This window comes from Arthrobacter sp. 05L421 (assembly GCF_056397785.1).
In genome coordinates, this window is record NZ_JBFTOC010000011.1 from 1 (window position 1) to 25,859 (window position 25,859).

28 protein-coding genes are annotated in these 25,859 nt (G+C 66.6%); 21 read left to right on the plus strand and 7 right to left on the minus strand.

Translation table 11 applies throughout. The features are described 5' to 3' along the window. Nucleotides 1-283 precede the first annotated feature (283 nt). The 4 genes from pyrE (at nucleotide 284) to AC1DKQ_RS13560 (ending at nucleotide 3,552) form a co-directional block, all read left to right on the plus strand. Nucleotides 284-868 carry an orotate phosphoribosyltransferase gene (pyrE, locus tag AC1DKQ_RS13545; protein WP_476884414.1) on the plus strand — a complete coding sequence of 195 codons (585 nt, stop codon included), beginning with the start codon at nucleotides 284-286 and terminating at the stop codon, nucleotides 866-868. Nucleotides 869-966: 98 nt separating this feature from the next. Further along, nucleotides 967-1,776: a GAF and ANTAR domain-containing protein gene (locus tag AC1DKQ_RS13550; RefSeq protein ID WP_476884413.1), complete on the plus strand. Its 810-nt coding sequence runs from the start codon at nucleotides 967-969 to the stop codon at nucleotides 1,774-1,776. 94 nt (nucleotides 1,777-1,870) lie between these two features. Continuing rightward, nucleotides 1,871-2,416, plus strand: a complete 546-nt coding sequence (locus AC1DKQ_RS13555; protein WP_476884412.1) for a hypothetical protein — start codon at nucleotides 1,871-1,873, stop codon at nucleotides 2,414-2,416. A gap of 95 nt (nucleotides 2,417-2,511) precedes the next feature. After that, complete coding sequence (locus AC1DKQ_RS13560; RefSeq protein WP_476884411.1) at nucleotides 2,512-3,552, plus strand: thioesterase domain-containing protein; 1,041 nt, start codon at nucleotides 2,512-2,514, stop codon at nucleotides 3,550-3,552. An 8-nt stretch (nucleotides 3,553-3,560) separates the two neighbouring features. Here the strand turns inward: AC1DKQ_RS13560 and AC1DKQ_RS13565 are convergent, their stop codons facing one another. After that, complete coding sequence (locus AC1DKQ_RS13565; RefSeq protein WP_476884410.1) at nucleotides 3,561-4,415, minus strand: HAD-IIA family hydrolase; 855 nt, start codon at nucleotides 4,413-4,415, stop codon at nucleotides 3,561-3,563. Between the two features lie 55 nt (nucleotides 4,416-4,470). Between AC1DKQ_RS13565 and AC1DKQ_RS13570 the strand changes: the two genes are divergently transcribed. From AC1DKQ_RS13570 to AC1DKQ_RS13585, 4 genes are all read left to right on the plus strand, one after another. Continuing rightward, nucleotides 4,471-5,175 (plus strand): TrmH family RNA methyltransferase, encoded by a 705-nt coding sequence (locus tag AC1DKQ_RS13570; protein WP_476919258.1) that lies wholly within the window; start codon nucleotides 4,471-4,473, stop codon nucleotides 5,173-5,175. Nucleotides 5,176-5,323: 148 nt separating this feature from the next. Next, nucleotides 5,324-6,256 carry a hypothetical protein gene (locus tag AC1DKQ_RS13575; RefSeq protein WP_476919259.1) on the plus strand — a complete coding sequence of 311 codons (933 nt, stop codon included), beginning with the start codon at nucleotides 5,324-5,326 and terminating at the stop codon, nucleotides 6,254-6,256. 225 nt (nucleotides 6,257-6,481) lie between these two features. Then, nucleotides 6,482-7,501 carry a class II fructose-bisphosphate aldolase gene (gene fbaA, locus AC1DKQ_RS13580; protein WP_377984658.1) on the plus strand — a complete coding sequence of 340 codons (1,020 nt, stop codon included), beginning with the start codon at nucleotides 6,482-6,484 and terminating at the stop codon, nucleotides 7,499-7,501. A 2-nt stretch (nucleotides 7,502-7,503) separates the two neighbouring features. Continuing rightward, complete coding sequence (locus AC1DKQ_RS13585) at nucleotides 7,504-7,929, plus strand: DUF3151 domain-containing protein (protein ID WP_476884407.1); 426 nt, start codon at nucleotides 7,504-7,506, stop codon at nucleotides 7,927-7,929. A 182-nt stretch (nucleotides 7,930-8,111) separates the two neighbouring features. Here AC1DKQ_RS13585 and AC1DKQ_RS13590 read toward each other — a convergent pair whose 3' ends face one another. Both AC1DKQ_RS13590 and AC1DKQ_RS13595 read right to left on the minus strand, forming a co-directional pair. Further along, complete coding sequence (locus AC1DKQ_RS13590) at nucleotides 8,112-8,744, minus strand: uracil-DNA glycosylase family protein (RefSeq protein ID WP_476884419.1); 633 nt, start codon at nucleotides 8,742-8,744, stop codon at nucleotides 8,112-8,114. Nucleotides 8,745-8,929: 185 nt separating this feature from the next. Beyond that, complete coding sequence (locus tag AC1DKQ_RS13595) at nucleotides 8,930-10,138, minus strand: cobalamin-independent methionine synthase II family protein (protein WP_476919260.1); 1,209 nt, start codon at nucleotides 10,136-10,138, stop codon at nucleotides 8,930-8,932. A gap of 161 nt (nucleotides 10,139-10,299) precedes the next feature. On the opposite strand from AC1DKQ_RS13595, the gene AC1DKQ_RS13600 reads away from it, so the two are divergent. The 6 genes from AC1DKQ_RS13600 to AC1DKQ_RS13625 all read left to right on the plus strand — a co-directional run bounded on the left by AC1DKQ_RS13600 (nucleotide 10,300) and on the right by AC1DKQ_RS13625 (nucleotide 15,868). Continuing rightward, complete coding sequence (locus tag AC1DKQ_RS13600; protein WP_476919261.1) at nucleotides 10,300-10,647, plus strand: hypothetical protein; 348 nt, start codon at nucleotides 10,300-10,302, stop codon at nucleotides 10,645-10,647. Nucleotides 10,648-10,843: 196 nt separating this feature from the next. Continuing rightward, on the plus strand, nucleotides 10,844-12,133 hold the full coding sequence (locus tag AC1DKQ_RS13605) for an adenylosuccinate synthase (RefSeq protein WP_018776133.1): 1,290 nt from the start codon (nucleotides 10,844-10,846) through the stop codon (nucleotides 12,131-12,133). A 242-nt stretch (nucleotides 12,134-12,375) separates the two neighbouring features. Continuing rightward, a complete protein-coding gene (locus tag AC1DKQ_RS13610; RefSeq protein WP_476919262.1) occupies nucleotides 12,376-13,386 on the plus strand; it encodes a 1-aminocyclopropane-1-carboxylate deaminase in 1,011 nt (336 codons plus the stop codon). Between the two features lie 445 nt (nucleotides 13,387-13,831). Then, nucleotides 13,832-14,350 carry a hypothetical protein gene (locus AC1DKQ_RS13615; RefSeq protein WP_476919263.1) on the plus strand — a complete coding sequence of 173 codons (519 nt, stop codon included), beginning with the start codon at nucleotides 13,832-13,834 and terminating at the stop codon, nucleotides 14,348-14,350. A 130-nt stretch (nucleotides 14,351-14,480) separates the two neighbouring features. After that, on the plus strand, nucleotides 14,481-15,029 hold the full coding sequence (locus tag AC1DKQ_RS13620; protein WP_476919264.1) for an RNA polymerase sigma factor: 549 nt from the start codon (nucleotides 14,481-14,483) through the stop codon (nucleotides 15,027-15,029). Continuing rightward, on the plus strand, nucleotides 15,026-15,868 hold the full coding sequence (locus AC1DKQ_RS13625; protein ID WP_476919265.1) for a hypothetical protein: 843 nt from the start codon (nucleotides 15,026-15,028) through the stop codon (nucleotides 15,866-15,868). The genes AC1DKQ_RS13620 and AC1DKQ_RS13625 overlap by 4 nt, the downstream gene beginning before the upstream one ends. Nucleotides 15,869-15,955: 87 nt before the next feature. Here AC1DKQ_RS13625 and AC1DKQ_RS13630 read toward each other — a convergent pair whose 3' ends face one another. Genes AC1DKQ_RS13630 through acs form a run of 4 tightly spaced genes read right to left on the minus strand, consistent with a single transcriptional unit; the run spans nucleotide 15,956 to nucleotide 21,202 of the window. After that, complete coding sequence (locus AC1DKQ_RS13630) at nucleotides 15,956-16,453, minus strand: CoA-binding protein (protein WP_476919266.1); 498 nt, start codon at nucleotides 16,451-16,453, stop codon at nucleotides 15,956-15,958. After that, nucleotides 16,450-17,814, minus strand: coding sequence for an O-acetylhomoserine aminocarboxypropyltransferase/cysteine synthase family protein (locus AC1DKQ_RS13635; protein WP_476919267.1), 1,365 nt, complete (start codon nucleotides 17,812-17,814; stop codon nucleotides 16,450-16,452). Before AC1DKQ_RS13635 ends, AC1DKQ_RS13630 begins: the two co-directional genes overlap by 4 nt. Next, nucleotides 17,814-19,007 (minus strand): dimethylsulfone monooxygenase SfnG, encoded by a 1,194-nt coding sequence (sfnG, locus tag AC1DKQ_RS13640; RefSeq protein ID WP_476884399.1) that lies wholly within the window; start codon nucleotides 19,005-19,007, stop codon nucleotides 17,814-17,816. Before sfnG ends, AC1DKQ_RS13635 begins: the two co-directional genes overlap by 1 nt. Then, nucleotides 19,004-21,202 carry an acetate--CoA ligase gene (gene acs / locus AC1DKQ_RS13645; RefSeq protein ID WP_476919268.1) on the minus strand — a complete coding sequence of 733 codons (2,199 nt, stop codon included), beginning with the start codon at nucleotides 21,200-21,202 and terminating at the stop codon, nucleotides 19,004-19,006. Before acs ends, sfnG begins: the two co-directional genes overlap by 4 nt. A gap of 305 nt (nucleotides 21,203-21,507) precedes the next feature. Here acs and AC1DKQ_RS13650 point away from each other — a divergent pair, with 305 nt between their 5' ends. The 7 genes from AC1DKQ_RS13650 to AC1DKQ_RS13680 all read left to right on the plus strand — a co-directional run bounded on the left by AC1DKQ_RS13650 (nucleotide 21,508) and on the right by AC1DKQ_RS13680 (nucleotide 25,850). After that, nucleotides 21,508-21,933: a CoA-binding protein gene (locus AC1DKQ_RS13650; RefSeq protein ID WP_277528025.1), complete on the plus strand. Its 426-nt coding sequence runs from the start codon at nucleotides 21,508-21,510 to the stop codon at nucleotides 21,931-21,933. A gap of 472 nt (nucleotides 21,934-22,405) precedes the next feature. Next, a complete protein-coding gene (locus tag AC1DKQ_RS13655) occupies nucleotides 22,406-22,816 on the plus strand; it encodes an MmcQ/YjbR family DNA-binding protein (protein WP_476884397.1) in 411 nt (136 codons plus the stop codon). Next, a complete protein-coding gene (locus tag AC1DKQ_RS13660; protein WP_476884396.1) occupies nucleotides 22,813-23,373 on the plus strand; it encodes a DUF1990 family protein in 561 nt (186 codons plus the stop codon). The genes AC1DKQ_RS13655 and AC1DKQ_RS13660 overlap by 4 nt, the downstream gene beginning before the upstream one ends. A 14-nt stretch (nucleotides 23,374-23,387) precedes the next feature. Continuing rightward, nucleotides 23,388-23,990 (plus strand): hypothetical protein, encoded by a 603-nt coding sequence (locus tag AC1DKQ_RS13665; RefSeq protein WP_476919269.1) that lies wholly within the window; start codon nucleotides 23,388-23,390, stop codon nucleotides 23,988-23,990. 130 nt (nucleotides 23,991-24,120) lie between these two features. Further along, nucleotides 24,121-24,438, plus strand: a complete 318-nt coding sequence (locus AC1DKQ_RS13670; RefSeq protein WP_476884394.1) for a putative quinol monooxygenase — start codon at nucleotides 24,121-24,123, stop codon at nucleotides 24,436-24,438. Between the two features lie 21 nt (nucleotides 24,439-24,459). Next, nucleotides 24,460-24,753 carry a DUF503 domain-containing protein gene (locus AC1DKQ_RS13675; RefSeq protein WP_476884393.1) on the plus strand — a complete coding sequence of 98 codons (294 nt, stop codon included), beginning with the start codon at nucleotides 24,460-24,462 and terminating at the stop codon, nucleotides 24,751-24,753. Nucleotides 24,754-24,908: 155 nt separating this feature from the next. Continuing rightward, a complete protein-coding gene (locus AC1DKQ_RS13680) occupies nucleotides 24,909-25,850 on the plus strand; it encodes a hypothetical protein (RefSeq protein ID WP_476919270.1) in 942 nt (313 codons plus the stop codon). Nucleotides 25,851-25,859: the final 9 nt, after the last annotated feature.

Consider the following 25,859-nt stretch of genomic DNA (forward strand, 5'->3'; position numbering starts at 1 on the left):
TGGAACCTCCAGACGTTCAAATGTGGCTCTACCAGTCCACACCCCGCACCAGATTGCGGAACAGACCGTGGACCGGCAACCCACGAACCTCTTTGAACCCGGGGTTCCAGTCCTACGTCAGGCGATCACCACACTTCATATCGTCTAGCAGAGGGGAACACGCTGTTAGTGCGGGCCGGTAGGTCTCGCGTGGGAGATCGGGGCGCGCTGACATCTGGCCGCCCGCCGACATACAGGAAACCGGCTGGGAATCCGCGGCGGGGCGCCCACTAAACTGGGACGCATGACTGCCACCCGTGACTTCGCAGCCGACGCTGCCGCTGCCCGTGCCCGACTGCTGGAACTGATCAAGGAACTGGCCGTCGTCCGCGGCAAGGTCATCCTCTCCAGCGGCGCGGAAGCCGACTACTACATCGACCTGCGCCGCATCACCCTGCACCACGAGGCGTCCACACTGGTGGGACAGGTCATGCTCTCCCTGATGGAAGACGCCGGAATCGATTTCGAGTGCGCCGGCGGGCTCACCATGGGGGCAGACCCGGTGGGCACCGCCGTCATGCATGCCGCCGTCGACGCCGGCCGCCCGGTGGACGCGTTCGTGGTCCGCAAGGCGCAGAAGTCCTACGGCATGGGCCGCCAGGTGGAAGGCCCCTCGGTGGAGGGCCGCAAGGTCCTGGTCCTGGAGGACACCTCCACCACCGGCGGTTCCGCGCTGACCGCCGTCGAAGGCGTCCGCAAGGCCGGCGGCAACGTGGTGGCCGTCGCCGTGATCGTGGACCGCGACACGGGTGCCAAGGAAAAGATTGAAGCCGAAGCCGGTGTCCCGTACCTCTTCGCCTTCGGCAAGGACGAACTGGGCCTCAGCTGAGGCGTTCCCCCTCTGACCTGCGCGGGTGGACGGGGTAGGGGCCGTGACCTATCATTTGCTGGATACCCATCCGTTCCATTATCTGGAGAACACGCGCCATGCTCCCGTCCGAAAAGTTGCTGAACAGCGGTGTGGATCGTGGTCCGAAAGGCCAGGACACCGGGATCTCGGTGGGCACGGTTGACCAGATTCAGAACCTGATCCTGGACAGCGCGGACTTTGAAGCGTTCCTGAACGAACTCGCGCGTTTTTCCGCGCACCAGGTGGCGGGCTCCGGCGACGACGCGCTGTGCGGAATTACGCTGCTGCGGGACCGCAAGGCCGCCACGATCGGCTGGAGCAGTGACTCCGCCCGCGAAGTGGACGAGATCCAGTACTCCCTGTCCCAGGGCCCCTGCCTGACCGCCGCCAAGGAGGAACGGGAGGTCTACGTCCCGGACCTCTTCGACGAGGACCGCTGGGGCCCCGACTACGCCGCCGCCGTCGCCTCGCACGGCCTGCGCTCGGTGCTGTCGGTGCCTTTCCATCTCCAGGGCGACGCCCAGGCGGCGCTGAACCTCTACTCCGATGTCCCGCGCAAGTTCGACGGCGACGTCGCCGTCCGGGCCCGTGGCTACACCCGCGAGATCTCCCAGGCGCTGCGGCTGGCAGTCCGGTTCTCGCTGCACACGGACAGCGCCACCAACCTGCGCGCCACGCTGGAATCCCGGACCACCATCGACATGGCGATCGGGATCGTCATGGCGCAGAACCGCTGTGACCAGGAAACCGCGGTCCGGATCCTCTCCGATGCCTCCAGCAACGGCAACGTCAAGCTGCGCGATATCGCCGCCTCGCTGGTGCAGTCTGTGGGCGGAACGGCTACCCGGACGCACTACGAAGAGCCGGATCGGCGTCAGGCAGGCTGAACTGGCGGCCGCCTATGACTTGTGTGCAACCACAAGCGCGGATACGCTGAATGCGGTTGAGCCGTCGGCCATAGAGACCTTCTTTGGAGTACCTATGGACCAAACGCTGCAAGCCCATGTCAAACTCGACGTCGTTTCCGACGTCGTCCGGATTAGTGTCCGGGGGAGCCTCACGCAAGCCTCCCGCCCCTCCCTGATGCACGTTATCCAGCGGGTTCGCCGCATGGGGATCACCTCGCACATCCGGGTCGACCTCGGCCTGGCCTCCTTCGTGGAGTCATCGGCGCTGGCCGGGCTGCGCAACGACCTCAACGCGATCGACGGCGGAAGCGCCGGCTCGGAGACGGCCGGCATGCCCGCCCCCGGCGGCGTCTCACTGGACTTGACCCCGCACAGCGACGATTGCGCCGCACTGCCCACGCTGGACGTGTCCGGGGAATTCCTGGCCTCCATCGATCCCTCTGGCACCCGTCGGCTGACCCGCTTCTCCGACGACGAACTCCTCGCCGCGAGCGACTCCGTGTTCGGCCTGCTCGACGACCCCGCTGGCACGGCCCGTTCGGAACTGCTGGCGACCTACGACGCGATCAGCATGGAGATCACCCGCCGCGAGGTAGGCCGCGAGCCCGAGCCTGTGTAGTCGGCCAGCGGCGCCGCCGGCGCTCCCGGCTGCCCTTCCGTCTTCCGGATTAGTCCGGTTTCTCATCCCCGGCGGACCGTGGATACGGTAGTGATGTGCCGGCCGAGGTGGAACCGAACCATCCGCGAGGCCCCGGTACTGCCGAGGCCCGCATGCTCCGCCGCGCCGTCGAGCTTAGACGGGTTTCCCGGCGCACTTTCCTGATCGGCGCCGGGTCCGCTTCTGTGCTGGCGGCGGACATGCTGTTCACGCGGCGCGTGCAGGACGATCGGCGTGTCACCCGGATCCTCGAAGTGCCCGATGACTTCGCCGAACGGTATTACCCCCACGCCAGCTGGATCCTGTTCCCCGGCTACAAGACGGGCTGGGAAGAAGCCCTGTGGATCCTGAACGCCCTGCGCGGCTCCCTCAACAAGAGGGGCCGGCTCGCCGCCGTCGGGTATTCCAACGAGGGGCTGGACATCGACGAGGTGGTCATTGCGGTGATCGAGCACGTCCGCGCCCACAATCTCACCACCCTCTACTTCTACGGCCACAGTTTCGGCGGCATGGTGGCAACCCAGGTGGCCGCCCGGCTGCGCGAGCTGCACGGCGTCGAAGTGGCGTTCATCCTCCTCGACTCCAGTCCCGCGAGCCGGCACGACGTCCTGGACCAGAGCTGGTTTGAGGGCGTGGTGCTGTTGTACGAAAGCGGTTTCCGCTTCCCCACAGTGCTGCGCGGCGGCTACGAGCTCGGCGAGAGGATGCTGCACAAGAATGAACGCAGTTGGGGGCAAGTGGTGGACCAGACCCTGGAACAGCTCTCCCCGATCGCGCCGTCTAGCGTGCTGATCCAGTCCGAATCCGCCTACATCTACCACTTTGAGCCCAGCCGATTCGTCGGGAAGCTCGGCGGAACAAAGATGGCGTTCATCGGCAACCCCGCGGACAAGACCGTGGACTACGAGACCGCCCGGGATACCTGGTCACTAACCTATAAGGCGAATATGGCCTCGGATGACCTGCGCACTGACGGGGCGAGGCCGGAGCACGCGAGCCCGGGCTGGAGCCCGTTCGTCTACCGGCCCATCATCGACAAGCTCCAGGACGACCTCTTCCCGCTGCCGGGCGGCGGCGGGAAGATGACCGCGTTCTGAGGTCCTCCTCAGATCTGGTTCTTGAGGTCTGCCACGGAGTTCAGGATCTGGTTCGGCCGGAACGGGTACGCAGCGATGTCGTCCCGGTGGGTGATGCCGCTGAGCACCAGCACCGTGTGCAGGCCCGCTTCCATGCCGGCGATGATGTCGGTGTCCATGCGGTCGCCGATCATGGCCGTGGTTTCCGAGTGCGCGTCGATCTGGTTCATCGCCGAACGGAACATCATGGGGTTGGGCTTGCCCACAATGTACGGTTCCCGGCCTGTGGCCTTGGTGATGAGGGCCGCGATGGCGCCGGTGGCGGGCATGGGCCCGTCCTTCGAGGGCCCGGTGGCGTCCGGGTTGGTGGCGATGAAACGCGCGCCGGCCAGGATCAGGCGGATGGCCATGGTGATGGCTTCAAACGAGTAGGTGCGGGTCTCGCCGAGCACCACGAAGTCGGGGTTCTGGTCGGTGAGGATGAAGCCTGCCTCGTGGAGCGCCGTCGTGAGTCCTGCTTCGCCGATCGTGTAGGCGCGGTTCCCCGATTCCGAGCCGCGGACCTGGTCCTTGAGGAACTGGGCAGTGGCCAGGGCCGAGGTCCAGATGTTCTCCTCCGGGATTTCCAGTCCGGAGGAACTCAGCCTGGCCGCGAGGTCCCGGGGGGTGAAGATCGAGTTGTTGGTGAGCACGAGGAACCGCTTGGAAGTATCCACCCAGCGCTGGATCAGTTCCGATGCGCCCGGGATGGGCTGGTTCTCGTGGACCAGCACGCCGTCCATGTCCGTGAGCCAGCACTCGATTTCCTGGCCGCTGCGGTACACGGATGCCGATGAACGTACTTCGTCTGACTCGGTCGCCTGCTTCTCGCGCTGGTCTGCCATGGTGTCCTCCGCCGTAAGTGTGCCGCTACCTGCCACCCAGTCTAGTGTTGAAGGCGTGACTGAACCCGAAATCCCCGGCACTGCCGGCGTAGAGCCAGTGCCAGAGACTTCAGCGGCGGCAGGGGCAGAGGCAGAGGCCGCGCCCAAGGCGGAGGTCGGCGTCGGGCCCTGGGAAGGCGACCTTCCACAGGGCGAGCACTGGGACCCGGACCTCCTGGCGGACGGCGACCGGCGCAACGTGGTGGACAAATACCGCTACTGGAGGCACGAGGCGATCGTGGCAGACCTGGACTCCAAGCGCCACAACTTCCACATCGCGATCGAGAACTGGCAGCACGACCTCAACATCGGCACCGTGGTCCGGACCGCCAACGCGTTCCTCGCCAAAGAAGTCCACATCATCGGGCGACGCCGGTGGAACCGCCGCGGGGCCATGGTCACGGACCGCTACCAGCACGTCCGCCACCACCCCACCGTTGGGGACTTCGTGGCCTGGGCGCAGGCGGAGGGGCTGGCGATCATCGGGATCGACATCTTCCCGGACTCCGTCCCGCTGGAAACCTACGAACTGCCCAAGGACTGCGTCCTGGTCTTCGGCCAGGAGGGCCCGGGCCTGACTCCTGAGGTCCACGACGCGGCGCTGGACACCTTGTCGATCGAGCAGTTCGGCTCGACCCGCTCCATCAACGCAGCCTCCGCCGCCGCGATCGCGATGCACGCCTGGATCCGCCGCCACGTGTTCGGCCAGCTCCCGGGATAGGGGCTTCTTCGCTCAAACGCTGCGCGAGAAGGCACTTCACGGCAGTGTTTGCGCCTCACATTGCCGTGAAATGCCTTCTCAACGGCGTCTGCGGGCGTCACCTGTGGAAAACGCTCCCGGCGCACGGCGGAAACGGTCACAATGGGCCATGCGCCGGGCACCACTTCCCCTCCATCTGACCACCGGCTCCTTCTCGCTGCGCGCCGCCGACAACGCCGGTGTCACCCGCACCCGCACCGAAGCTCAGGATCTCGTCACGGTGTCGCGCGGGATCCGGGTGCCCGTGGACTCGGCGTCCTCAGGCGCGGCTGCCCTCCGGGCCTACACCGAGCTGGATGACGAGTCCATCCTCAGCCTCGTATCCGCGGCGCGGCTTTGGGCGGCACCTCTGCCGGGCTGTCTGGAGGAGGATTGGCGCATCCACCTTGCCCGGCGGCGGGGCCTCAGCAGGCCCCGCCGGGTCAACGTTGTAGGGCACGTGTTGACGCTCTTCCCCGACGAGGTGATGGAGCTCGACGGCGTCCGACTCACCTCGCCGGCCCGCACGTGGTTGGACCTGTCCTCAGTGCTGGGAGTGGATGATCTGGCTGTGGTCGGAGACTTCCTGGTCTGCGGGCACGGCCCGGAGTTTCCCGTCCCCCGTGACGCCTTGTGCAGCGTTGCGGAGCTGCGGACCATGGTGGCGCGGCATCCTGGCAACAGGGGCGTGAGAAAAGCCCGCGCCGCCGTCGAACTCATTCGTGTTGGCGCTGACTCGCCGCCCGAAACGCGGCTGCGTCTGGCGCTCATCCGCGGCGGCCTGCCCGAGCCGGCCCTGAACGAGGTGGTCTGGGGTGCAGCGGGCGCCCCGGTGCTCTGGCCGGATGCCGCCTACCCCGAGTGGCGTATCGCGCTCCAGTACGAGGGCGCACACCACAATGGGCAAGACCAGTACCTGCGCGACATCCGGCGGGCGGACACTGCAGCGATCTCCGGATGGCTTGAGGTGCGGGTGTCCCGGCTGGACCTTGCGGGCGAGCATCCCACGGCGGTCAGCAAGGTCCGGGCCGCGCTGGAGAGCCGCGGCTGGCGCGCGAGATGACACTTCGCGGCAATGTTTTCGCCCAACACTGCCGCGATCTGCCTTCTGGGCGGGCGCAAGCGGATTCACGTGAGGGATAGGGCGGAGCCGCCGGGGCGCGAGTATTACACGGGCGCAGTGACCGGAGACACGGCCCCGGCGCAGGAATGACTAGGATGGTTCGTAGCCGACGAGGTTCCCTCCAGGATCACCAGCCCGTAGACGAAATTCACTTTAGGAGTCAGCATGCCCATTGCAACCCCAGAGATCTACTCCGAGATGATCGACCGCGCAAAGACGGGTGGCTTCGCCTTCCCCGCGGTCAACGTCACGTCCTCCCAGACCCTGAACGCCGCCATGCGCGGCTTCGCCGAGGCTGAGTCCGACGGCATCGTCCAGGTCTCCACCGGCGGCGCGGCTTACTGGTCCGGCGCCTCCACCAAGGACATGGTTGCCGGCTCCCTGGGCTTCGCGGCATTCGCCCGCGAGGTGGCCAAGAACTACGGCGTCAACATCGCCCTGCACACGGACCACTGCCCCAAGGACAAGCTGGACGGCTTCGTGCTCCCGCTGCTCGCTGCTTCCGAGGCCGAGGTCAAGGCCGGCCGCAACCCCTTCTTCAACTCGCACATGTGGGACGGCTCCGCCGAGACCCTGCAGGAAAACCTGCGGATCGCCCGGGAACTGCTCGAGCGCACCGCGGCCGCCAAGATGATCCTCGAAGTTGAGATCGGTACCGTAGGCGGCGAGGAAGACGGCGTCGAGAACGCCATCAATGACAAGCTCTACACCACGGTCGAGGACGCGCTGGCCACGATCGACGCGCTCGGTTCCGGCGAAAACGGCCGCTACATCACGGCGCTGACCTTCGGCAACGTGCACGGCGTGTACAAGCCGGGCGGCGTCAAGCTCCGCCCGGAGATCCTCAAGGATATCCAGGAGCAGGTGGGCGCCAAGATCGGCAAGGCCAACCCGTTCGACCTCGTGTTCCACGGCGGCTCCGGCTCCTCGGACAAGGAAATCGCGGACGCCGTCTCCTACGGCGTCATCAAGATGAACATCGACACCGACACCCAGTACGCCTACACCCGCCCGGTGGTGGACCACATGTTCCGCAACTACGACGGCGTGCTGAAGGTCGACGGCGAGGTCGGCAGCAAGAAGCTCTACGATCCCCGCGTCTGGGGCGCCTCCGCCGAGGCCGGCCTGGCCGCCCGTGTGGTCGAGGCCGCCCAGCAGCTCGGCTCCACCGGCAAGACCTTCTAGCCATGTCCGACGAGTTCCGCAAGAACCTGATGGGTCCCGAGCCCACGCTCCTGCCTGCCGAGACTGAGATCTACCAGCACCTCGCGCTTGGCCAGGAAGCCTTGGACCTCGTGGCGAAGCACCCCACGTCCTCGCTCCTGTGGGCCATCCTGGCCGAGGAGGCCTGGAACGAAGGCCGCACCATCGATTCCTACGCGTACTCGCGGGTGGGCTACCACCGCGGCCTGGATTCGCTGCGCCGCAACGGCTGGCGGGGCGTCGGGCCGATCCCGTGGGAGCACGAACCCAACCGCGGCTTCCTGCGCTCGCTCTACTCGCTGGGCCGTGCGTCCGCGGCGATCGGCGAGGCCGAGGAGCCGGAGCGGATCGAAAAGTTCCTCAAGGATTCCGATCCCGTCGCGAGGGCCGCGATCGAGTCCGAGGGCTGACCCAGGCAGCACACGACCAGGCAGCACACCCCAACGCGGGGTCACTTACAGCCCATTCCACCCCCGTGGACGGGCCGTAAGTGACCCCGCGTTGGGGTTTAACGTGCGTTGGGGTTAGCGAGCGACGGCGGGCTCCCACCTTGGGGTGGGAGCCCGCCGTCGTCAAGTGTTCAGGGCCGGGACTAGCTGGCTTTGGCCAGTCCCGTCCGGGCCATGGCATCCGCGTACGCGGTGTGCATCTCGGCCAGGTACTCTTCCTGCCGGGCCGGGGTGCCGGCGAATGCCCGGCCGCTGAGCGAGCGGACCTTGTAGGTCTTCAGGCCGCGGCGCCAGATCATGGGCACCTCGGTCTTGAGCAGCAGGTTGGCGAGGCGGTTGGCCTCGGTGCCGTGCGCCACGATCACGGACGCACGCGGGACCAGGGCGAGGAACTTCAGCAGCGGTTTGAGTCCGGCCGAGATCTGGTCCGGGGTGAACTTGCCGTTGGGCTCGTCGCCCACGTGCCACGGGTGGACGTTCCACGGCATGACGAATTCAGGACGCAGGCCCAGCTTCCACTGGATGCCCAGCATGCGGGTGGCCGCCTCGTCATCGCCGGCGGTGATGAAGCCTGACGCATCCGCCGTGCCGATGTTGGAGTACAGGCTGATGATGCGGCACTCATCGACGTCGTGCATGGGGTCCACGTAGGGGACAGCGGTGCCAGCCTTGGTTGCCTGGAGGGCATCAAGGAGCTCGTTGACGGGGGCGACGCTAGGTTCGTACCGGCGGCTCAGAAGCTCTTCGCGGAAATTTTCGGTGGCCAGGGCTGTCATATGGTGCTGGGTCTCCTGCGGGATTGGCAAAGCAGCCACGCCGGTTGCGGGCACGCCAAATATTGGGCATGCGGAGCAATGGTGTGGTGTGAAAATGTGGTGTGGACCGATTCCTGGTCGATCCCTATCAGTCTATCAAGCCCCGCGAAATGCAGTGCCGGCCCCGCCTTTGCCGCCCGGTGCTGCTACCAGAGCCGCTTGGTGGCGCGGCGTGCCCCTTCGCCGAGGGCCTCCAGCTTGGCGTACGCAATTTGCGGATGCACCCGGCCGCCCAGCCCGCAATCCGTGGACGCAATGACATTCTGGCGCCCCACGAGGTCTGCGAAGCGCACGATCCGGTCGGCCACGAGGTCAGGGTGCTCCACGACGTTGGTGGCGTGCGAGACGACCCCGGGGATGATGACTTTCCCCTCGGGCAGCTTGGTGTCCTCCCAGACCCGCCATTCGTGCTCGTGCCGGACATTGGCCGCCTCGAACGAGTAGCCGCCGGCATTGATCTGCAGGACTGAGTCGACGATGTCCGCGAAGGGGATGTCCGTGGTGTGCGGGCCGTGCCAGGAACCCCAACAGACATGCAGCCGGATCTGCTCCTGCGGAAGATCACGCAGCGCCCAGTTCGTTGCCTCGACCCGGAGCTGGATGAACTTCAGGTAGTCGGCCAGGCTCGGCTCGGGGTTGATCTGGTCCCAGCTCTCCGCCAGGGAGGGGTCGTCGAGCTGGACCGTCAGGCCGGCGTCGATGATCGCTTTGTATTCCTCGCGCATCGCGTCGGCGCAGGCATAGAGGAGTTCCTCATCGCTCCGGTAGTACTCATTGGCCACGCGGGCGCATGACCCGGGGGAGAGGGAGGCGACAAATCCTTCGGTGAGGCCGGCCGCGGCCAGGCCGGTCTTCAAATTGGCGATGTCCGAGGCCACGAGATCCTGGCCCGTGTAGGTCAGCGGCCCGGCGATCTTCGGCTGCGTGACGGCCTTGCGGTGGGCCAAAATCCCGGAGGTGGGGTCGTTGTACGCTTCGTCGAACGTCAGCCGGTCCCGCCGGTCGGGGAAGGAGGTCAGGACGATGTGACCCGGGGAAGAACGGTGCACCTTCGCGTCGGCCCAGCGGTCGACGTCGGTCGGCTCCAGTCCGCCGAGCCGGGAGAAGGAGTAATTCCACCAGGCACCGTAGTCCACGGAGCTGGACATCGTGTGCCCGTACTCGCCGTCATTGGGGATGTCGATACCCAGCTCCTTCTGGCGCTGGATGACGTCCACGACAGAAGTTTCGAGCAGGTCGAGGAACTCGGGCGTGATGCCGTCGGTTTCCTTGGCCTCGTTCGCGGCGATCAGCTCGATTGTGCGCGGCAAAGAGCCGGCGTGGGTCACGCGGATGTGGTCGGTGTTCTGCGACATGGCGCGGTTTCCTTTCCATCGGTCCTGGCGGTAGCAGCCTGGCCGGCCATGGCGGCCGCGGTAAGCCGCTCGGGATGCTCACTCCCACTCAATTCCACTCCGGGTGGTCCCGCAAGTGGTGCCCGCTATGTGTCGAGCCTGGCCTGGTGGATGATGCAGCTATGACGAACGCCATGAAGAAGAAAGAATCGTCCGCTGCCGCCGTCGACGCCTTCGAGGGCGTGGCCGCAGACCTCGCCGGCGCGGGCGTCGCGCTGGGCCAGACCTTTGGCTCCCGGGCCCTAATGGTCAACCGCAAGGCGATGGCCTGCCTCAACGTGGATGCGATGGCCTTCAAGCTGGGCCGGAATTCGCCCCACCTCGTCCGCGCCCTGGAACTCCCCGGCGCGCAGCTCTTTGACCCGTCCGGGATGGGGCGCCCCTTCAAGGACTGGGTGGAAGTGCCTGCGGCCGCCGCGGACGCGTGGCCCTCACTCGCGGAAGCCGCCCTGGCGTTCACCACGAGCTAGCTGCCACGTCCAAACAAGGACCCAAAGCGATGCCGGTGACCGTTTTCGGCTAAACTTGGGTGGTAAGAGCCCCGGAACTCTGGCGTTGGGCAAGTGCACAGCGGTAGATTCGGGGCATTCTCATGAACGGCGCTGAGCTGCCGTGACCACCTGGTCATAAAATGTAGTTCGGCCCGAACGAATGGGGGAGGATCCCATGCCAGCAATCGTGATCGTCGGAGCCCAATGGGGCGACGAAGGCAAAGGTAAGGCCACTGACCTGCTTGGTGGCCGCGTCGACTACGTCGTCAAGCCCAATGGCGGCAACAACGCCGGGCACACCGTCGTCGTAGGCGGTGAGAAGTATGAGCTCAAGCTCCTTCCGGCCGGCATCCTGAGCCCGAACGCGATTCCGATCATCGGCAACGGCTGCGTGGTGAACCTGGAAGCCCTGTTCCAGGAGATCGACGGACTGGAGGCCCGCGGCGCGGACACCTCCAAGCTGCGTGTCTCCGCCAATGCGCACCTCGTGGCGCCCTACCACCAGGTGCTGGACAAGGTCACCGAGCGTTTCCTCGGCAGCCGCGCCATCGGCACCACCGGCCGCGGCATCGGCCCGGCCTACATGGACAAGGTGGCCCGCCTCGGCATCCGCGTCCAGGACGTCTTTGACGCCTCCATCCTGCGCCAGAAGGTCGAAGGCTCGCTGCGCCAGAAGAACGAACTCCTGGTCAAGGTCTACAACCGCCGCGACATCGAGGTGGACGAGATCGTGGAGTACTTCCTGTCCTTCGCCGAGCGCCTGCGCCCGCTGGTCATCGACAGCACCTATGTCCTGAACACTGCACTGGACGAAGGCAAGGTGGTCCTCATGGAGGGCGGCCAGGCCACGTTCCTGGACGTTGACCACGGCACGTACCCCTTCGTGACGTCCTCGAACCCGACCGCGGGCGGTGCCTCCGTGGGCTCGGGCATCGGCCCCACCCGGATCTCGCGGTCCATCGGCATCATCAAGGCCTACACCACCCGCGTGGGCGCAGGACCGTTCCCCACCGAACTGTTCGATGAGATGGGCATGTACCTGCAAAAAACCGGCGGCGAGTTCGGCGTCAACACCGGCCGTCCCCGCCGCTGCGGCTGGTACGACGCCGTGTTGGCCCGCCACGCCTCCCGCGTCAACGGTTTCACGGACTACTTCGTCACCAAGCTGGACGTCCTGACGGGCATCGAGCAGATCCCGGTCTGCGTGGCCTACGACGTCGACGGCGTGCGGCACGACGAAATGCCCATGACCCAGACCGAGTTCCACCACGCCAAGCCGATTTTCGAGTACTTCGAGGGCTGGACCGAGGACATCACGGGCGCCCGCACCCTGGAGGACCTGCCGGAAAACGCCCGGAACTACGTGCTGGCCCTGGAGAAGCTCTCCGGCACGCGGTTCTCCGCGATCGGCGTCGGCCCGGACCGCGACCAGACGATCGTGGTCAACGACCTCATCAACGACTGACGCCACTGACTCACTGACGCTTCACAAACTGGCGCTTCACAAACTGGCGCACGACGGCGGCGGGCCACCCTGGAATGGGCGGCTCGCCGCCGTCGCCGTTTAAGCTCCGGTAGCGCCTGCCCCCGCGTCGCCCGGCCACCTGCTGCGTGCTGAGGGTTGACGCCTACCGGTGTCCGACCATGCAATGTATTGCATCTTTGTTGTTCACCCAGCCGTTTCCCACCGCGAGCGAAGGACCGACGATGGCCATCAACGATTTTGAGCGCTACCCCCTGATGTTTGGACCGAGTCCCATCCACCCGCTGCCTCGGCTCAGCGCGCATCTGGGCGGGGCGCAGATCTGGGCGAAACGGGAGGACGTCAACAGCGGCCTCGCCTTTGGCGGGAACAAGACGCGCAAGCTCGAATACTTCGTTCCGGATGCCTTGGCGCAGGGCGCCGACACCCTCGTCTCGATTGGCGGATACCAGTCCAACCACACCCGCCAGGTCGCGGCGGTGGCCGCGAAACTCGGCCTCAAGGCCCGCCTGGTTCAGGAAAACTGGGTCGACTGGCCGGATCCCCTGTCCGACCGCGTGGGCAACATCCTGCTCTCGCGCATCATGGGCGCCGACGTCCGGCTGGAGACCGCGGGCTTTGATATCGGCATCCGCAGCAGTTGGGAGAACGCGATCGAAGAGGTCAAGGCGGCCGGCGGCAAGCCGTACGCGATCCCGGCCGGCGCGTCCGATCACAGGCTGGGCGGGCTGGGCTTCGCCAACTGGGCCTACGAGGTGGAAGAGCAGGAACGGGAACTCGGCATCTTCTTCGAAACGATCATCGTCTGCACCGTCACGGGCTCCACCCACGCCGGGATGATCGCGGGTTTCGCCGGCCAGGACAAGCCACGCCGCGTGATCGGCATCGATGCTTCGGCCACCCTGACGAAAACCCGCAACCAGGTTGAACGCATCGCCCGGAACACCGCCGAGCTGATCGGCCTGGGCAGGGAACTGCGTGACGACGAAATCAACGTCATGGAGGGTTGGGCCGGGGACCGCTACGGAATTCCCGTCGACTCCACCCTGGAAGCCATCCGCTTGGGCGCCTCGCTCGAGGCCATGATCACCGACCCCGTCTACGAAGGCAAGTCCCTGGCCGGGCTGATCGACCTCGTGAAAAGCCGGGAGATTCCGGCCGGGAGCAACGTTCTCTACGCCCACCTGGGCGGACAGCTCGCCCTCAACGCCTACAGCGGGCTCTTCCGGTCCTAGAGGCTGTTGCGCTATCACCTTGGGTCGCTCTGAGCTCTGAGAACCACCCTAAGTGACAGCGCAACGGGTCGGATGGCAATGGGTGGGATGGCTGCGGGTTCCCTGGGGGCCCCCCGTCGTTAAGTCCCGGCACCGCCGGCCCCAAAAAAGAAATCAAGAAAATTCCGATTGGTGCGTAACCTTTCCGGCCCGCCCAGCGATTACCCCTTTGTAAGCGCCGCCGGAGTTCGGACCCCCCACCAGACCCCGGCTGGCCTTCCACCGTAAGTGCCGACCGGCGCCTTCCCCCCATTTGGTCTCCGGTCGGCCCTTTACCGCAAGCGCCGGCCGGCGCCTGCCCCCATGGGCGCCGGCCAGCCTTTTCTGGACGAGAGTGGGCTGTCGACTGCCCCCAACGAGGCCTCAGCCCGCCTTCCACCAAAAAAACAAAGGATGTATGTCTGTAATGAAGAGTGTTAGCAAGACCACCAAGATTGCTGTCGGCGCCGCCATCCTGGCAGTCGGAGGTTTCTCCGGCATCGGACTGGCCAACGCGGCCCAGATGTCCGGCACCGAGCAGGCTGAAGTGAACCACGCTACGCCCGCCACGCCAGCTGTCCCGGCCGTTCCGGCCACACCTACGCTCCCGGCAAAGCCCGCCGCGCCGGCTGTCCCCGCAGTTCCGGCGACCCCGTCGACTGATGGCTCGCCCAAAGGCCACACTAACGCCGACGCCGACGTTGACGGCACCGAGGCTGCCGGCGAAGGCTCCGTCGACGGTTCCGTTGACTCAAAGGCCGGCCCCACCGTCAAGGGCGACGCCCGCGTCAAGGGTGCTGCCGGCGAGGCACGCGCCAACGCCAACGTCAAGTCCGCAGTTCCGGCCACCCCGGCCGTCCCCGGCGCCAAGGGCGTCCCGGCAACCCCGGCTGTGCCGGCAACCCCGGCCCAGCCGTCCGTCGAACTGCCCCAGCACGACAAGTAATTTCCGGCTGTTTAGCCTCGACCCGGCACGGGTCTGACAGCAAGGAATGTGCCCTGACTCTGAAGGGCTCCGGGGTGCGGCCGCTAGACTTGCCGGGGCCGCACCCCAGCAGTAACGGAAGGACAGCCTCTTGGCACAGCAGCTAAGCGACGACGAATTGTCAGCCGCTTTAGCTGGTGACCCATCAGGTTTCAGCGCCGTGTACACGGTGATTTCCCCGGCCGTGCTGGGATACTTCCGGGCCCGGGGCGTGGACGACGCCGAGGCCCTGACCCAAGACGTGTTCGTGGACGTCCTGCCGAAACTGGTCGGCGTCAGCGGCGGCCACACGGGTCTGCGGACATTCATTTTCTCCGTCGCCCACGCCCGGCTGGTCGACTACAGGCGGCGGGCGGAACGCATGCCCCACCTGGCCGAATACGACCCCCTGAACGACGCGCGCTACTCGGCATCAGCCGAGGACGAGGTGCTCGGATCCCTGGGCGGTATCTCGGACACTCTCGCGATGCTCAATGAGGAGCAACGGGAAGTTCTGGTCCTGCGGATCGTCGCGGACCTTTCCATCGAACAGGTGGCCGGCATCATGGACAAGACGCCGGGTGCCATCAAGCAGCTTCAGCGCCGCGGGCTCAGTGCCCTGCGCGAACTCGTAACCGAAAAGGACCACGCAGCATCATGACCGGCACCCGCGACCCCCAGCAGGATGGCAGCATCCAGGCGATGCTGAGCGACTCCGGCCTCGAAGCCGCAACCGAGCTCCGGAGCGCGCTCGAACTGCTCCGTGCCGTGGCCCCGGACGCGGCTCCCGCGCCCCGCGCCGACCTCGCGGCACTGCTCGCCGCTGGATCAACTCGTTCCAATGCCCCTGTCCTAGCCACGACGATGGCGCTGCCCACGGTCGCGACGACGGCGCTGCCCGTGGTCGCGTCCGCGGAGGCTGCCGCCGATGAATCGCTGCCGGCCGGGGTCACCAGCCTCGCCGAGCGCCGCGGCCGGAAGCGTCGGCTGGCAATCGTCGGTGGCGCCGTCGTGGCTGCCATGACCCTTGGTGCCGGCGCTGTGGCGGCATCCAGCGAGGACTTCCGGCACAGCGTCAGCCAGAACGTCAGCGTCATTTTCCAGCCCGCGGGGCCCGGTACGCCGGACCCTGAGCATGTCCGGCCGTCGCCGTCCTCGGCCCCGGCCTTCCCTGCGCCTGCCGCGACGTCCCCTGCCGGCACCCCGGAGCCGGCACCATCCAGGGCCCCGCGGTCGGCACCCACTCGTGCGGCAAAGGACGGCGACGAGGACCCGGACAAGCAGTCCGGACGCAGGCCGCGCACCACGCCGCCGGCTTTCGGGCGGGGCGGTATCCTGCCGTCGCCAGGCCAACGGCCAGGGCTGCCCGCGCCCGGCCTCCCCGGCAACGGCAACGGTAACGGCAACGGCGATGACAACGAGGACATGCCCCGCGGTCCCGGCTGGACCATGCCAACCCTGCCCGGCGTCGTTCCGACCAAGGCCCCCTTCCACCCATAACCGCCCTTTTTAACCCTGTTGCGCTATCACTTAGGGCTGTTCTGAGCGCTCAGAACAGCCCTAATTGATAGCGCAACTGGTGGGGTGTTAGGCCAGGACCTGCCGTTTGGAGGAGATGACGCCGGTGTCGAAGCCGGCCAGGTGCAGGCCGCCGTGGAACCGGGCATGCTCAATCTTCACGCAGCGGTCCATCACGACGTCGAGCCCGGCGGCTTCGGCCTCCTTGGCCACGTCCTCATGCCACGAACCCAATTGCAGCCAGAGGGTTTTGGCGCCGACGGCGATGGCCTCGTCCAGGACGCCCGGCAGGTCACCATGCTTGCGGAACACGTCCACAATGTCCGGGCTTTCCGGCAGATCCGCCAGCGACGCGTACGTCGGCTGCCCCAGGATTTCCTTCACAACCGGGTTCACGAAGTAGATCTTGTACCGGGTGGAGGACTGCAGGTAGGTGGCCACGAAATAGCTCGCGCGCGACGGCTTGTCCGAGGCGCCCACAATCGCGATCGACTTCGCCTGCCGCAGCAGGTTCAGCCGCTCCGGCGCCGACGGCCCGGTCCAGGTCCTGGCTTCTTCTGCGCTCATGCGTTCGCTCCGATCGTGCAGGCTGCTGCTTCATCCGCTCCGGCAGGCAGCGCGTCCGCGTGCGGCTCGGCGGTCTGCTGGGACGCGGCGTCGAGCGCCTGGTCCAGGTCCCAGAGGATGTCCTCGATGTCTTCGAGCCCGATCGAGATCCGGACCAGGTCTTCGGGGACCCCGGCGGACTCGAGCTGTTCGGGGCTGAGCTGCTGGTGGGTGGTGGAGCCGGGGTGGATGACCAGGGTCCGGGAGTCGCCCACATTGGCCAGGTGCGAGGCCAGTTGCAGGGCCTCGATGAACTTTTGGCCCGCGGCCCGGCCGCCCTTGACGCCAAAGGAGAAGACCGAGCCGGGGCCCAGTGGCAGGTACTTCTTGGCCCGTTCGAAGTGCGGGTGTGAGGGCAGGCCGGAGAAGTTCACGTAGGCCACGCGCTCATCCGCCTCAAGCCACTCGGCCACAGCCTGCGCGTTCTTCAGGTGCTCGTCGAGGCGTTGGGGGAGCGTTTCCACGCCCTGCAGCAGCTGGAAGGCCGACTGCGGGGACAGCGCCGGGCCGATGTCTCGCAACTGTTCGCAGCGCAGCTTGGTCAGGAACCCGTACTCGCCGAAGTTGCCCCACCAGGACACGTTTCCGTAGGACGCTACGGGCTCGGTCATCGTGGGGAATTTGCCGTTGCCCCAGTCGAAGCGGCCGCTTTCCACGATCACGCCGCCCAGGGTAGTGCCGTGGCCGCCGAGGAACTTGGTGGCGGAGTGGATCACGATGTCCGCCCCGTGCTCGATCGGCCGCACGAGATACGGCGTGCTCAGGGTGGCGTCGACGACCAGCGGGACGCCAGCGTCGTGCGCCACCTGCGCGAGGGCCGCAAGGTCCTGGACCTCCGAGGACGGGTTGGCCACCACCTCGACAAAGATCGCTTTGGTGTTTTCCCGGACTGCCGCGGCGTAGTCCGCCGGGTCGGTGCCTGGGACGAACGTGGTGTCCACGCCGAAGCGGCGCAGCGTGACGTCCAGCTGGGTCACCGTGCCGCCGTAGAGCTGGGACGCGGCGACGATGTGGTCCCCGGCCTGGGTCAGCGCGGCGAAGGTGATGAACTCCGCCGCCATGCCCGAGGACGTCGCCACGGCGCCGATGCCGCCCTCCAGCGAGGCGATGCGCTCCTCGAACGCGGCCACGGTGGGGTTGCCGATCCGGGAGTAGATGTTGCCGTATTTCTGCAGCGCGAAGAGGTTTGCGGCGTCCTGGGTGTCCTTGAACACGAAGGAGGTGGTCTGGTAGATGGGGACGGCGCGGGCGCCGTGCTCGGCGTCGGGGGTGCCGCCGGCGTGCAGCGCGCGGGTGCGGAAACCGAACTTGCGGTCAGCCATTACGCAGCCACCTCAACGTTTGCCACCGGGGTCTGGGACAGGTCCAGCTCGACGCCGTTCTTGCGGGCCAGGTCCGCCTCGAGTTCGCGGACGATCGGCAGGATGTCCTGACCGAACGCGGCCACTTCCTCCTGGAAGTGCAGGTAGCAGGTCAGCATCAGGTTCACGCCGATCTTCTTGTACTCCACGATCCGTTCGGCGATTTGCTCCGGGGTGCCGATCAGCTGGGTCTTGAAACCGTCGTTGTACTGGATGAGGTCCTCGAAGGAGGAGTCCGACCACATGCCCTTGCCGTCCTTGGTGGACGCTCCGGCTTCCTGGACTGCGTCGCGGAAACCCTCGACCGCCGGTTTGTGCGCCTTCGCCACGATCTCCCGGAGGGTCTCGCGGGCTTCCTTCTCGGAATCCCGCGCGATGACGAAGCCGTTGAGGCCGAACTTCGGGGCGGCCAGGCCCGAGGCAGTCCCGCGCCCGGCCTCGCCTGCGGCAGCGACAACGCCGGCGATGTTCTCCTTGAACCCCTCGAGGTCCTTGCCGTTGGAGAAGTACCAGTCGGCCACGCGGCCGGCGGTGGCCTGCGCGGCTGTGGAGTTGCCGCCGAAGAAGATTTCCGGGTGGGGCCGTCCCGGCACGTCCACCGGGGCCGGGTTCAGGGTGAAGTCGGTGATGTTGTAGTACTTGCCGGACTGGCTGTATTCCTGCTCGGTCCAGAGCCCGCGGAGGACCTTGATGAATTCCTCGGTGCGGACGTAGCGCTCGTCGTGTTCGAGCCATTCGAGGCCGAAGTTCTCGAACTCCGCCTTGAGCCAGCCCGAGACGATGTTCACGGCGGCGCGGCCGTTGGAGATATGGTCCGCGGTGATGATGAACTTCGCCAGCACACCGGGGTGCCACATACCGGGGTGCACGGCTGCAATGACTTTCAGCCGCTCGGTTGCGGCCAGCAGCGCCAGGCTGAAGGACGTTGCCTCGTGCTGCTTGTCCGCGCCATATGAGGCGGCGTAACGCGTCTGGGACAGTGCGTACTCGAAGCCGGAGTTCTCGGCGATCCGGGCCAGCTTCTTGTTGTACTCGAAGTCCCAGCCGGTGCGCTGTTCGATGGTGGAGACCACCAGGCCGCCGGAGACATTGGGAACCCAGTAGGCGAACTTGAGGGGTTCGGAAAGTCGGGCGACGTTGCTGATTTCACTCATGAGTGTTCCTTTGCTTCCGGGGTATTTCGGGTGCGCAGCACATCCTGGATGTCCGCGATGGATGGTTCGTTCTGGAGCGACGTGGTGTCCCCGAGCGTGGTTCCGTCGAACAGTTGGGTCAGCAGCCGGCGCATGATCTTGCCGCTGCGGGTCTTGGGCACATCGGGAACGACGACGACGTCGCGCGGCTTCGCGATCGGCCCGATCGCCCTCGCGACGTGGGCCTTCAATGCGGACGCGATGTCCCCGGTGGCTGCCGAATCCTTCAGCACCACAAACGCGACGATCGCGTGGCCGGTCTTGGGGTCCGCGACCGGGCAGACGCCGGCCTCCACTACGTCCGGGTGGGAGACGAGCGCCGACTCGATCTCGATGGTGGAAAGCAGGTGTCCCGAGACATTGAGGGTGTCATCCACCCGCCCGAGGATCCAGATGTCGCCGTCGTCGTCGTACTTGGCGCCGTCACCGGCGAGGAACCAGCCCTGTTCGGCGTATTGGCGCCAGTACGAATCAAAGTAGCGGCGCGGGTTCCCCCAGACCGTCCGGGCGATCGCCGGGCCAGGGGAGTCCACCACGATGAAACCCTGGACGCCCGGCGGAACCATATTGCCGGCGTCGTCCACGATGCGCGTGCTGACGCCGGGCAGGGGGCGGGCCGCGCAGCCGGGCTTGAACGCGGCGTCCGTCTGGGCGGGGGAAAGGATGGTGGCGCCGGTTTCGGACTGCCACCACGTGTCCACCACCGGGGCGGTGCCGGCGCCGATGTTGGCCCGAAACCAGCGCCAGGCCTCGGGGTTGATGGCCTCGCCAACCGTGCCGAGCAGACGGATGGAGGAGAGGTTATACGTGTCCGGGACGCCGTCCGGGAACCAGCCCATAAGGGAGCGGACCAGGGTGGGCGCGGTGTAGTACTGCGTGACCCCGTAGCGTTCGATGATCTCAAAGTGCCGGCCCGGGTGCGGGGTGTTGGGGGTGCCCTCGAAGATGACCTGCGTGGCGCCGTTGGAGAGCGGGCCGTAGAGCTCGTAGGTGTGCGCGGTGACCCAGGCGAGGTCCGCCGTGCACCAGTGCACGTCCTGGTCCCGCAGCGCGGCGTCGGGGTTGCTGAACAGGTGCTCGAAGCTCCAGGACGCCTGCGTGAGGTAGCCGCCGGAGGTGTGGACCAGGCCCTTCGGCTTGCCGGTGGTGCCGGAAGTGTACATGATGAACAGCGGCGTCTCGGCGTCGAACGCCTCCGCTTCGTGGACGTCGGAGGCGGTCCCGACGGCGTCGTGCCACCACACGTCTCGGCCCGCTGTCATTGGGACGGTCCCGAGCTCCTCCGCCGGAGTGGTCCGGTTGACCACCAGGACGTGCTTGATCGCGTTGTCGCCGGAGACGGCGGCATCGGCGTTGTCCTTGACCGGCACGGCGGTGCCGCGGCGGAACTGGCCGTCGGTGGTGACCAGGAGTTTGGCGCCGGTGTCCTCCACCCGGAACCTCAAGGCTTCGGCGGAGAAACCGCCGAAGACCAGGGAATGGATGGCGCCGATGCGGGCCACGGCGAGGGTGATGATCACGGTTTCGGGGATGACCGGGAGGTAGATGACCACACGGTCGCCCTTGGTGATGCCCAGGTCCAGGAGGGCATTGGCGGCCTTGGACACCTCGCGCTGGAGTTCGGCGTAGGTCACTGCACGGCGGTCACCGGGCTCGCCCTCGAAGTGCAGGGCCACCTTGTCCCCGCGCCCCGCCGCTACATGGCGGTCGACGCAGTTGTAGGCGACATTGAGCCTGCCGCCTTCGAACCAGGTGATCTGAGGACCGGTCCCGGCCCCGACGTCGGCCGGGACGCGGCGGTGCGCGGTGTGCCAAGGCTTGCCGCCGTCCGGGGAGCCGGCGGGCAGGCCCGCCCAGTCAAGGCGGAGGGCCTGGGCTTCCCAGAACGCAACCGTCTCTGCCTGGAGGGTCCCTGCGGTGGCTGTGCCGCTGTGCCGGGGGGTGGTGCTGCGGTGACGCGCCGGTCCGTCGGTGGGGGCGCCGTGCACTGCGCCGTCCGTGGGCTCGGTCAGGGACCATCCCGACGAGCCGCGAGAGGAGCCGGGCGCGTCACGCAGCCCTGCTTCGATCGCCGTCGCGTCCGAAGTGGTTTGTGGGGATGCCTCGGACGCAGTCCGGGCAAAAGTGGGCAGGGTGGAAGAATTCTCTGGGGTCATTGCAGCACTCCATCGGTCCTGGCAGTAGCACCCTTGGTTCCTCCCGTTCCCTCGAATTGCACCGAAGGAGGGCGGAACAGTTCCGTGGGAATGGTCGTCTCACGTCACCGGGGGTTGCTGCGGCTTCATCGATCCAGGTCTCTCGGCCGCTCGGGATGGTCACTACCTACTAGAACCGAAATGCAGGATTCCACAAAATCCGAGGCTTCCGCACTGTAATATTCGTTCACGGCGCCGCACGGACGGTTCGAATCATTCATTTATTCGACGATTGTCCAGAAAGGGCGCAGGAGTAAGGTTGATGCATGGCCCACGTTAACGATCCGGCAGTCATTGACCGCCTCATGCGAACCAAAGGCACATGGGCAGTGGTCGGCTTGACCACCAACCAGTGGCGCTCGGCGTACGAGGTCTCCCTGTACGTCCGGGACCGGATGGGCATGGAAATCATTCCGGTCAACCTGCCCGGCGACGACGTCCACGGCGAGAAGGGGTACCGCTCCCTGGCGGAGATTCCCGCAGCGAAACACCCGATCGACGTCGTGGACTGCTTCGTCAACTCCCAGAAGGTGGGGGCCGTCATCGACGAGGCCATCGCCGTAGGCGCCAAGGCCGTCTGGCTGCAGCTGGGCGTCTTCGATGACGCCGCGGTGGAGCGCGCCAAGGCCGCCGGGCTGGACGTCGTCGTCAACGAGTGCCCCGCCCGCGAAGGCTGGCGCGTGGGCCTCTAGCGGCCCAGCAAACACGATCAACCGGTTTGAAAGAGTCGGTTACAAAATGTGACCGGCTTTTTCCGTATCCGCCACCTTGCCGTGCGAGATGGGCTCATATCATCCCGAGCGGCTGAGAGATCTGGCTCCGTGACGCCGCAGGCGGGGACTGGCTGCTGTACGGCAGGAAGTACTACACCACCGACACCATTTTCGCCGAGTCCGTCGTGCCGGACGCCACCATCATCCGGCGCTCGGAATCCACCACGCACCAGCCGGCCTTCTTTCAGCTGGTCCAGCTCGCCGTCCTGGCGGTCATCGGCCGGGCGGCGCTGACCGACGCAACGCCCGGACCGCGGCCACCCACAACCCGGCCGTGTTCAAGGCCCGCACCGTGGGCGACTACGAAATCAACGGCACCACCCCGGAGGGGCTGCACAGCATCGGCGATGCCCACGCTGCCGGGTAGGCCGCAGCCGGATAGGCTCGTGCCATGGACGTTGCCACCCTCCGCGAGATCTGCCTGAGCTTCCCCGGCGCCTTCGAGGACTTTCCGTTCGGCCCGGAAACATCCGTGTTCAAGGTGCGGGCCGCCGTGGCAGGAGGGTCGCGGCAGGACGCCAAGATGTTCGCGGCGTCCGCCATGGACCCGGCGGACTGGTCCGTGAGCCTCAAATGCGAGCCGGCCCTGGCCGAACAGCTCCGGGCCATCCATCCGGAAATCACCGGTGCGTGGCACATGAACAAGACGCACTGGAACGGGGTCCGGCTGGACGGATCGCTGCCGGACGACATGATCCGGGACATGGTGGAGGATTCCTATGACCTGGTGGTCGCGTCCTTCAGTCGAAAGCAGCGGGAGCAGCTGGGCTGGGCCGGACTCGCGAGGGGCGAGGACACATGAGCGGCGACCCTGACGCTGGCCGCCTCGCGCCCGGCGGCCTGAACTATCCGGGCGTTGGCTCCACCGAGCACGGGCAGGCTCCGGAAGGCTTTTCCTGCGTGGTGTCCCAGGCTCACCTCGGCGACGGCCCTGCCCTGTACCGGCGGGTGGCGCAGGGGATCCTGACCTGGCAGCTGCAGAAACGCTCCGGGCTGCGCGTCCGTACCGACTCCGACGCCGTAGTGCCCGGCGCGCGCGTGGTGAGCGGATTCGGCGTCGGGCCCTTCCGGATCAACGCGCCCTGCGAGGTGGTGTGGGTGCGCAGGCCGGTGCCCGGCGACGGGCCGCAACGGGCAGGGTTCGGGTACGGCACACTCCCGGGTCATCCCGTGCGGGGCGAGGAGTCCTTCGAAGTGGAGATTGACGCCGCGGGGCGGGTGTTCCTCAAGATTACGGCCTTCAGCAGGCCGTCCAACTGGTTTTACGCGGCCGGCAGTGCCCTCGCGGGACGCGCACAAAGGCATGTCACTTCCCGATACATTGGGAGTGCACACGAACTGGCCGCAGGTGAAAACTGAGCAGGAGCAGGTGGATGCTGGAACAGAAAACCCTTGACCAATTGTGGAATTTTGACGACCCCGCCGGATCCGAAGCCCTTTTCCGGGCGGCCGCCGCCGATGAAAGCTACGACGACGACGAACGCGCCGAACTCACCACCCAGCTGGGCCGGGCCATCGGGCTGCAGGGCCGCTATGAGGAAGCCGATGCCCTGCTGGATTCGGTCGATGCCGATGAGCCCACCGTCGCGGTCCGGGTGCTGCTGGAACGCGGCCGGGTGCTCAATTCCAGCGGCCACCCCGGGATGGCCGTGCCGCTCTTTGAGCAGGCCGCCGAACTCGCGGACCACTTGGGCGAGGAATTCCTGGCCGTGGACGCGCTGCACATGCTCGCCATTGCCGACTCCGCCCACGCCGAGACCTGGACCCGGAGCGCGCTGGAGTATGCCTCCACGGTCCACGATGACCGGACCAAACGGTGGATAGTCTCGCTGCACAACAACCTCGGTTGGACGCTGCACGACGCCGGCCGCTGCACCGAGGCCATGGTGGAGTTCCAGCTCGCCGAGCAGTGGGCCGACCGGATCGGCACCCCGCACCAGCAGGAACTGGCCCACGAGGCCATCAAGGCCTGCTGACCGCCTACCTCCAACTGGAACGCGGGGTCATTTACGGCCCGTAAATGCCCCCGGAACGGGCCGGATGTGACCCCGCGTTGTCTGGTTGCAAGAATGAAAGCCCGATGTACCCACACCGAAAGGCGCAGCCGTGATCTTCATCGTCGTTAAATTCAAGGTCAAGCCGGACTGGTCCGAGCGCTGGCTGGGACTCGTGGACGGTTTCACCCAGGCCACCCGCCAGGAGCCCGGGAACCTGTGGTTCGACTGGTCCCGCAGCGTGGAGGACCCCAACGAGTTCGTCCTCGTTGAGGCCTTCAAGGACGACGCCGCCGGAGACCATGTGAACAGCGCCCACTTCAAGCAGGCCATGACGGACATGCCGCAGGCGCTGGCCGAAACTCCCCGGATCATCAGCCGCCAGCTCGACGGCGAAGGCTGGGACCGGATGGGCGAACTCACCATCTAACCCCGTCGATAGGCTTAGGGCATGTGGATCGGATGGATCGAATTCGACATCCTTCTGGGCGACGTTCACAGCCTCAAGGAGAAGCGCTCGGTGGTGCGGCCGCTGCTGGCGGAGCTGAAGCGGCGCTTTGATGTCTCCGCGGCCGAGGTCGGGGACCACGAACAGTACCGGCGCACGCAGTTGGGCGCCGGCCTGGTGGCAGCCGACCGGGCGCACCTCGTGGACGTGCTCACCGCCGTCGAACGCTTCGTGGCGGCCCGGCCCGAACTCGACCTCCTCAGCGCCCGGCAGCGGGAGCTCCGCAGCGACGACTGACCCCAGTCGATTGCTCCCCTAACCCCCGTCGCGCAGTTAACGAACGATTGCTCCATAGGTGCCTTTTTGAGGCCTCATAACGGCACTTATGGAGCAATCGATGGGCGTTGTGGATAACTTCTGCGACGTCGGCGCCGAACTGGTCTGATGAAGCAATGAAAACCGCGCGCCCGCTGCCCGGCGAACTCCGGGGACGCCCCTTCACCGTCGCCGAAGCGGCAGAGGCCGGAGTGTCGCCGAAACGGCTCCGGCACCGCTCCCTCGCGGCGCTGGGCCGGGGAATCCGCGTGCAAAGCGCGACGCCGGGGCTTCCCTTGAGCGTGCGCGTGCGGCCTTTCATTGAGGTCAATGAGCGATGCGCCGCGTCGCACCTCACCGCGGCGGAGCTTGTTTCGCTTCCGGCGCGGCAACAAAAGGAGGCACCGCCGATGTACCACGTGATCAGGCCCGAGGGCGCGGCCCATCTCAACCGGCCACATGTCATCGTTCACCGGATGAAGCTCTACGACGACGAAATCACCCTGCTGGACGGAATTCCTATCACCACCCCGGAGCGAACCTGGCTGGACCTGGCCGAAATGCTGACCGTAGACGAACTCGTTGTGGCCGGCGACAGTTGCGTCCGGGTGCCCAGACTTGAGTTCGAGGGCCGAGACATGCCGCTCTGCAGTCTCCAGGACCTGCAGCGGATGATCGACCGGCACAAGGGAAAGCGCGGACTGCGCAAGGCGAAGGAGGCCATCACACTCATCCGGGTGGGCTCGGATTCGCCGCAGGAGTGCTTGCTGCGGCTAGCCATAGTCCGGGCCGGTCTCCCGGAACCGGAGCTGAACGTGCCGATCATCGACGACGCCGGAACGCGGCACTACGAACCCGACTTGTCCTATCGGGAGCACAGAATCGGCATCGAGTACGAGGGCGAACACCACGGCGACGAGGTTCAGATCGTTCGGGACATCGCCCGTTCGGAGAAGTACACGGCCCTCGGCTGGACCGAGGTCCGGATCTCCAAGCGGCACATGAACCGTGATGCCAAGGCCGCCGTGGCCAAGGTCCGCGCCGCACTCCTGCAGGCGGGCTGGCGGCCCCGCCGTTAACGAGCGATT

What these genes read in the sequence shown, in the direction of transcription:
- pyrE (WP_476884414.1), top strand. Translation starts at nt 284, where the DNA reads ATGACTGCCACCCGTGACTTCGCAGCCGACGCTGCCGCTGCCCGTGCC.
- AC1DKQ_RS13550 (WP_476884413.1), top strand. Translation starts at nt 967, where the DNA reads ATGCTCCCGTCCGAAAAGTTGCTGAACAGCGGTGTGGATCGTGGTCCG.
- AC1DKQ_RS13555 (WP_476884412.1), top strand. Translation starts at nt 1,871, where the DNA reads ATGGACCAAACGCTGCAAGCCCATGTCAAACTCGACGTCGTTTCCGAC.
- AC1DKQ_RS13565 (WP_476884410.1), bottom strand. Translation starts at nt 4,415, where the DNA reads ATGGCAGACCAGCGCGAGAAGCAGGCGACCGAGTCAGACGAAGTACGT.
- AC1DKQ_RS13575 (WP_476919259.1), top strand. Translation starts at nt 5,324, where the DNA reads ATGCGCCGGGCACCACTTCCCCTCCATCTGACCACCGGCTCCTTCTCG.
- fbaA (WP_377984658.1), top strand. Translation starts at nt 6,482, where the DNA reads ATGCCCATTGCAACCCCAGAGATCTACTCCGAGATGATCGACCGCGCA.
- AC1DKQ_RS13585 (WP_476884407.1), top strand. Translation starts at nt 7,504, where the DNA reads ATGTCCGACGAGTTCCGCAAGAACCTGATGGGTCCCGAGCCCACGCTC.
- AC1DKQ_RS13590 (WP_476884419.1), bottom strand. Translation starts at nt 8,744, where the DNA reads ATGACAGCCCTGGCCACCGAAAATTTCCGCGAAGAGCTTCTGAGCCGC.
- AC1DKQ_RS13595 (WP_476919260.1), bottom strand. Translation starts at nt 10,138, where the DNA reads ATGTCGCAGAACACCGACCACATCCGCGTGACCCACGCCGGCTCTTTG.
- AC1DKQ_RS13600 (WP_476919261.1), top strand. Translation starts at nt 10,300, where the DNA reads ATGACGAACGCCATGAAGAAGAAAGAATCGTCCGCTGCCGCCGTCGAC.
- AC1DKQ_RS13605 (WP_018776133.1), top strand. Translation starts at nt 10,844, where the DNA reads ATGCCAGCAATCGTGATCGTCGGAGCCCAATGGGGCGACGAAGGCAAA.
- AC1DKQ_RS13610 (WP_476919262.1), top strand. Translation starts at nt 12,376, where the DNA reads ATGGCCATCAACGATTTTGAGCGCTACCCCCTGATGTTTGGACCGAGT.
- AC1DKQ_RS13615 (WP_476919263.1), top strand. Translation starts at nt 13,832, where the DNA reads ATGAAGAGTGTTAGCAAGACCACCAAGATTGCTGTCGGCGCCGCCATC.
- AC1DKQ_RS13625 (WP_476919265.1), top strand. Translation starts at nt 15,026, where the DNA reads ATGACCGGCACCCGCGACCCCCAGCAGGATGGCAGCATCCAGGCGATG.
- AC1DKQ_RS13630 (WP_476919266.1), bottom strand. Translation starts at nt 16,453, where the DNA reads ATGAGCGCAGAAGAAGCCAGGACCTGGACCGGGCCGTCGGCGCCGGAG.
- AC1DKQ_RS13635 (WP_476919267.1), bottom strand. Translation starts at nt 17,814, where the DNA reads ATGGCTGACCGCAAGTTCGGTTTCCGCACCCGCGCGCTGCACGCCGGC.
- sfnG (WP_476884399.1), bottom strand. Translation starts at nt 19,007, where the DNA reads ATGAGTGAAATCAGCAACGTCGCCCGACTTTCCGAACCCCTCAAGTTC.
- acs (WP_476919268.1), bottom strand. Translation starts at nt 21,202, where the DNA reads ATGACCCCAGAGAATTCTTCCACCCTGCCCACTTTTGCCCGGACTGCG.
- AC1DKQ_RS13650 (WP_277528025.1), top strand. Translation starts at nt 21,508, where the DNA reads ATGGCCCACGTTAACGATCCGGCAGTCATTGACCGCCTCATGCGAACC.
- AC1DKQ_RS13655 (WP_476884397.1), top strand. Translation starts at nt 22,406, where the DNA reads ATGGACGTTGCCACCCTCCGCGAGATCTGCCTGAGCTTCCCCGGCGCC.
- AC1DKQ_RS13660 (WP_476884396.1), top strand. Translation starts at nt 22,813, where the DNA reads ATGAGCGGCGACCCTGACGCTGGCCGCCTCGCGCCCGGCGGCCTGAAC.
- AC1DKQ_RS13665 (WP_476919269.1), top strand. Translation starts at nt 23,388, where the DNA reads ATGCTGGAACAGAAAACCCTTGACCAATTGTGGAATTTTGACGACCCC.
- AC1DKQ_RS13675 (WP_476884393.1), top strand. Translation starts at nt 24,460, where the DNA reads ATGTGGATCGGATGGATCGAATTCGACATCCTTCTGGGCGACGTTCAC.
- AC1DKQ_RS13680 (WP_476919270.1), top strand. Translation starts at nt 24,909, where the DNA reads ATGAAAACCGCGCGCCCGCTGCCCGGCGAACTCCGGGGACGCCCCTTC.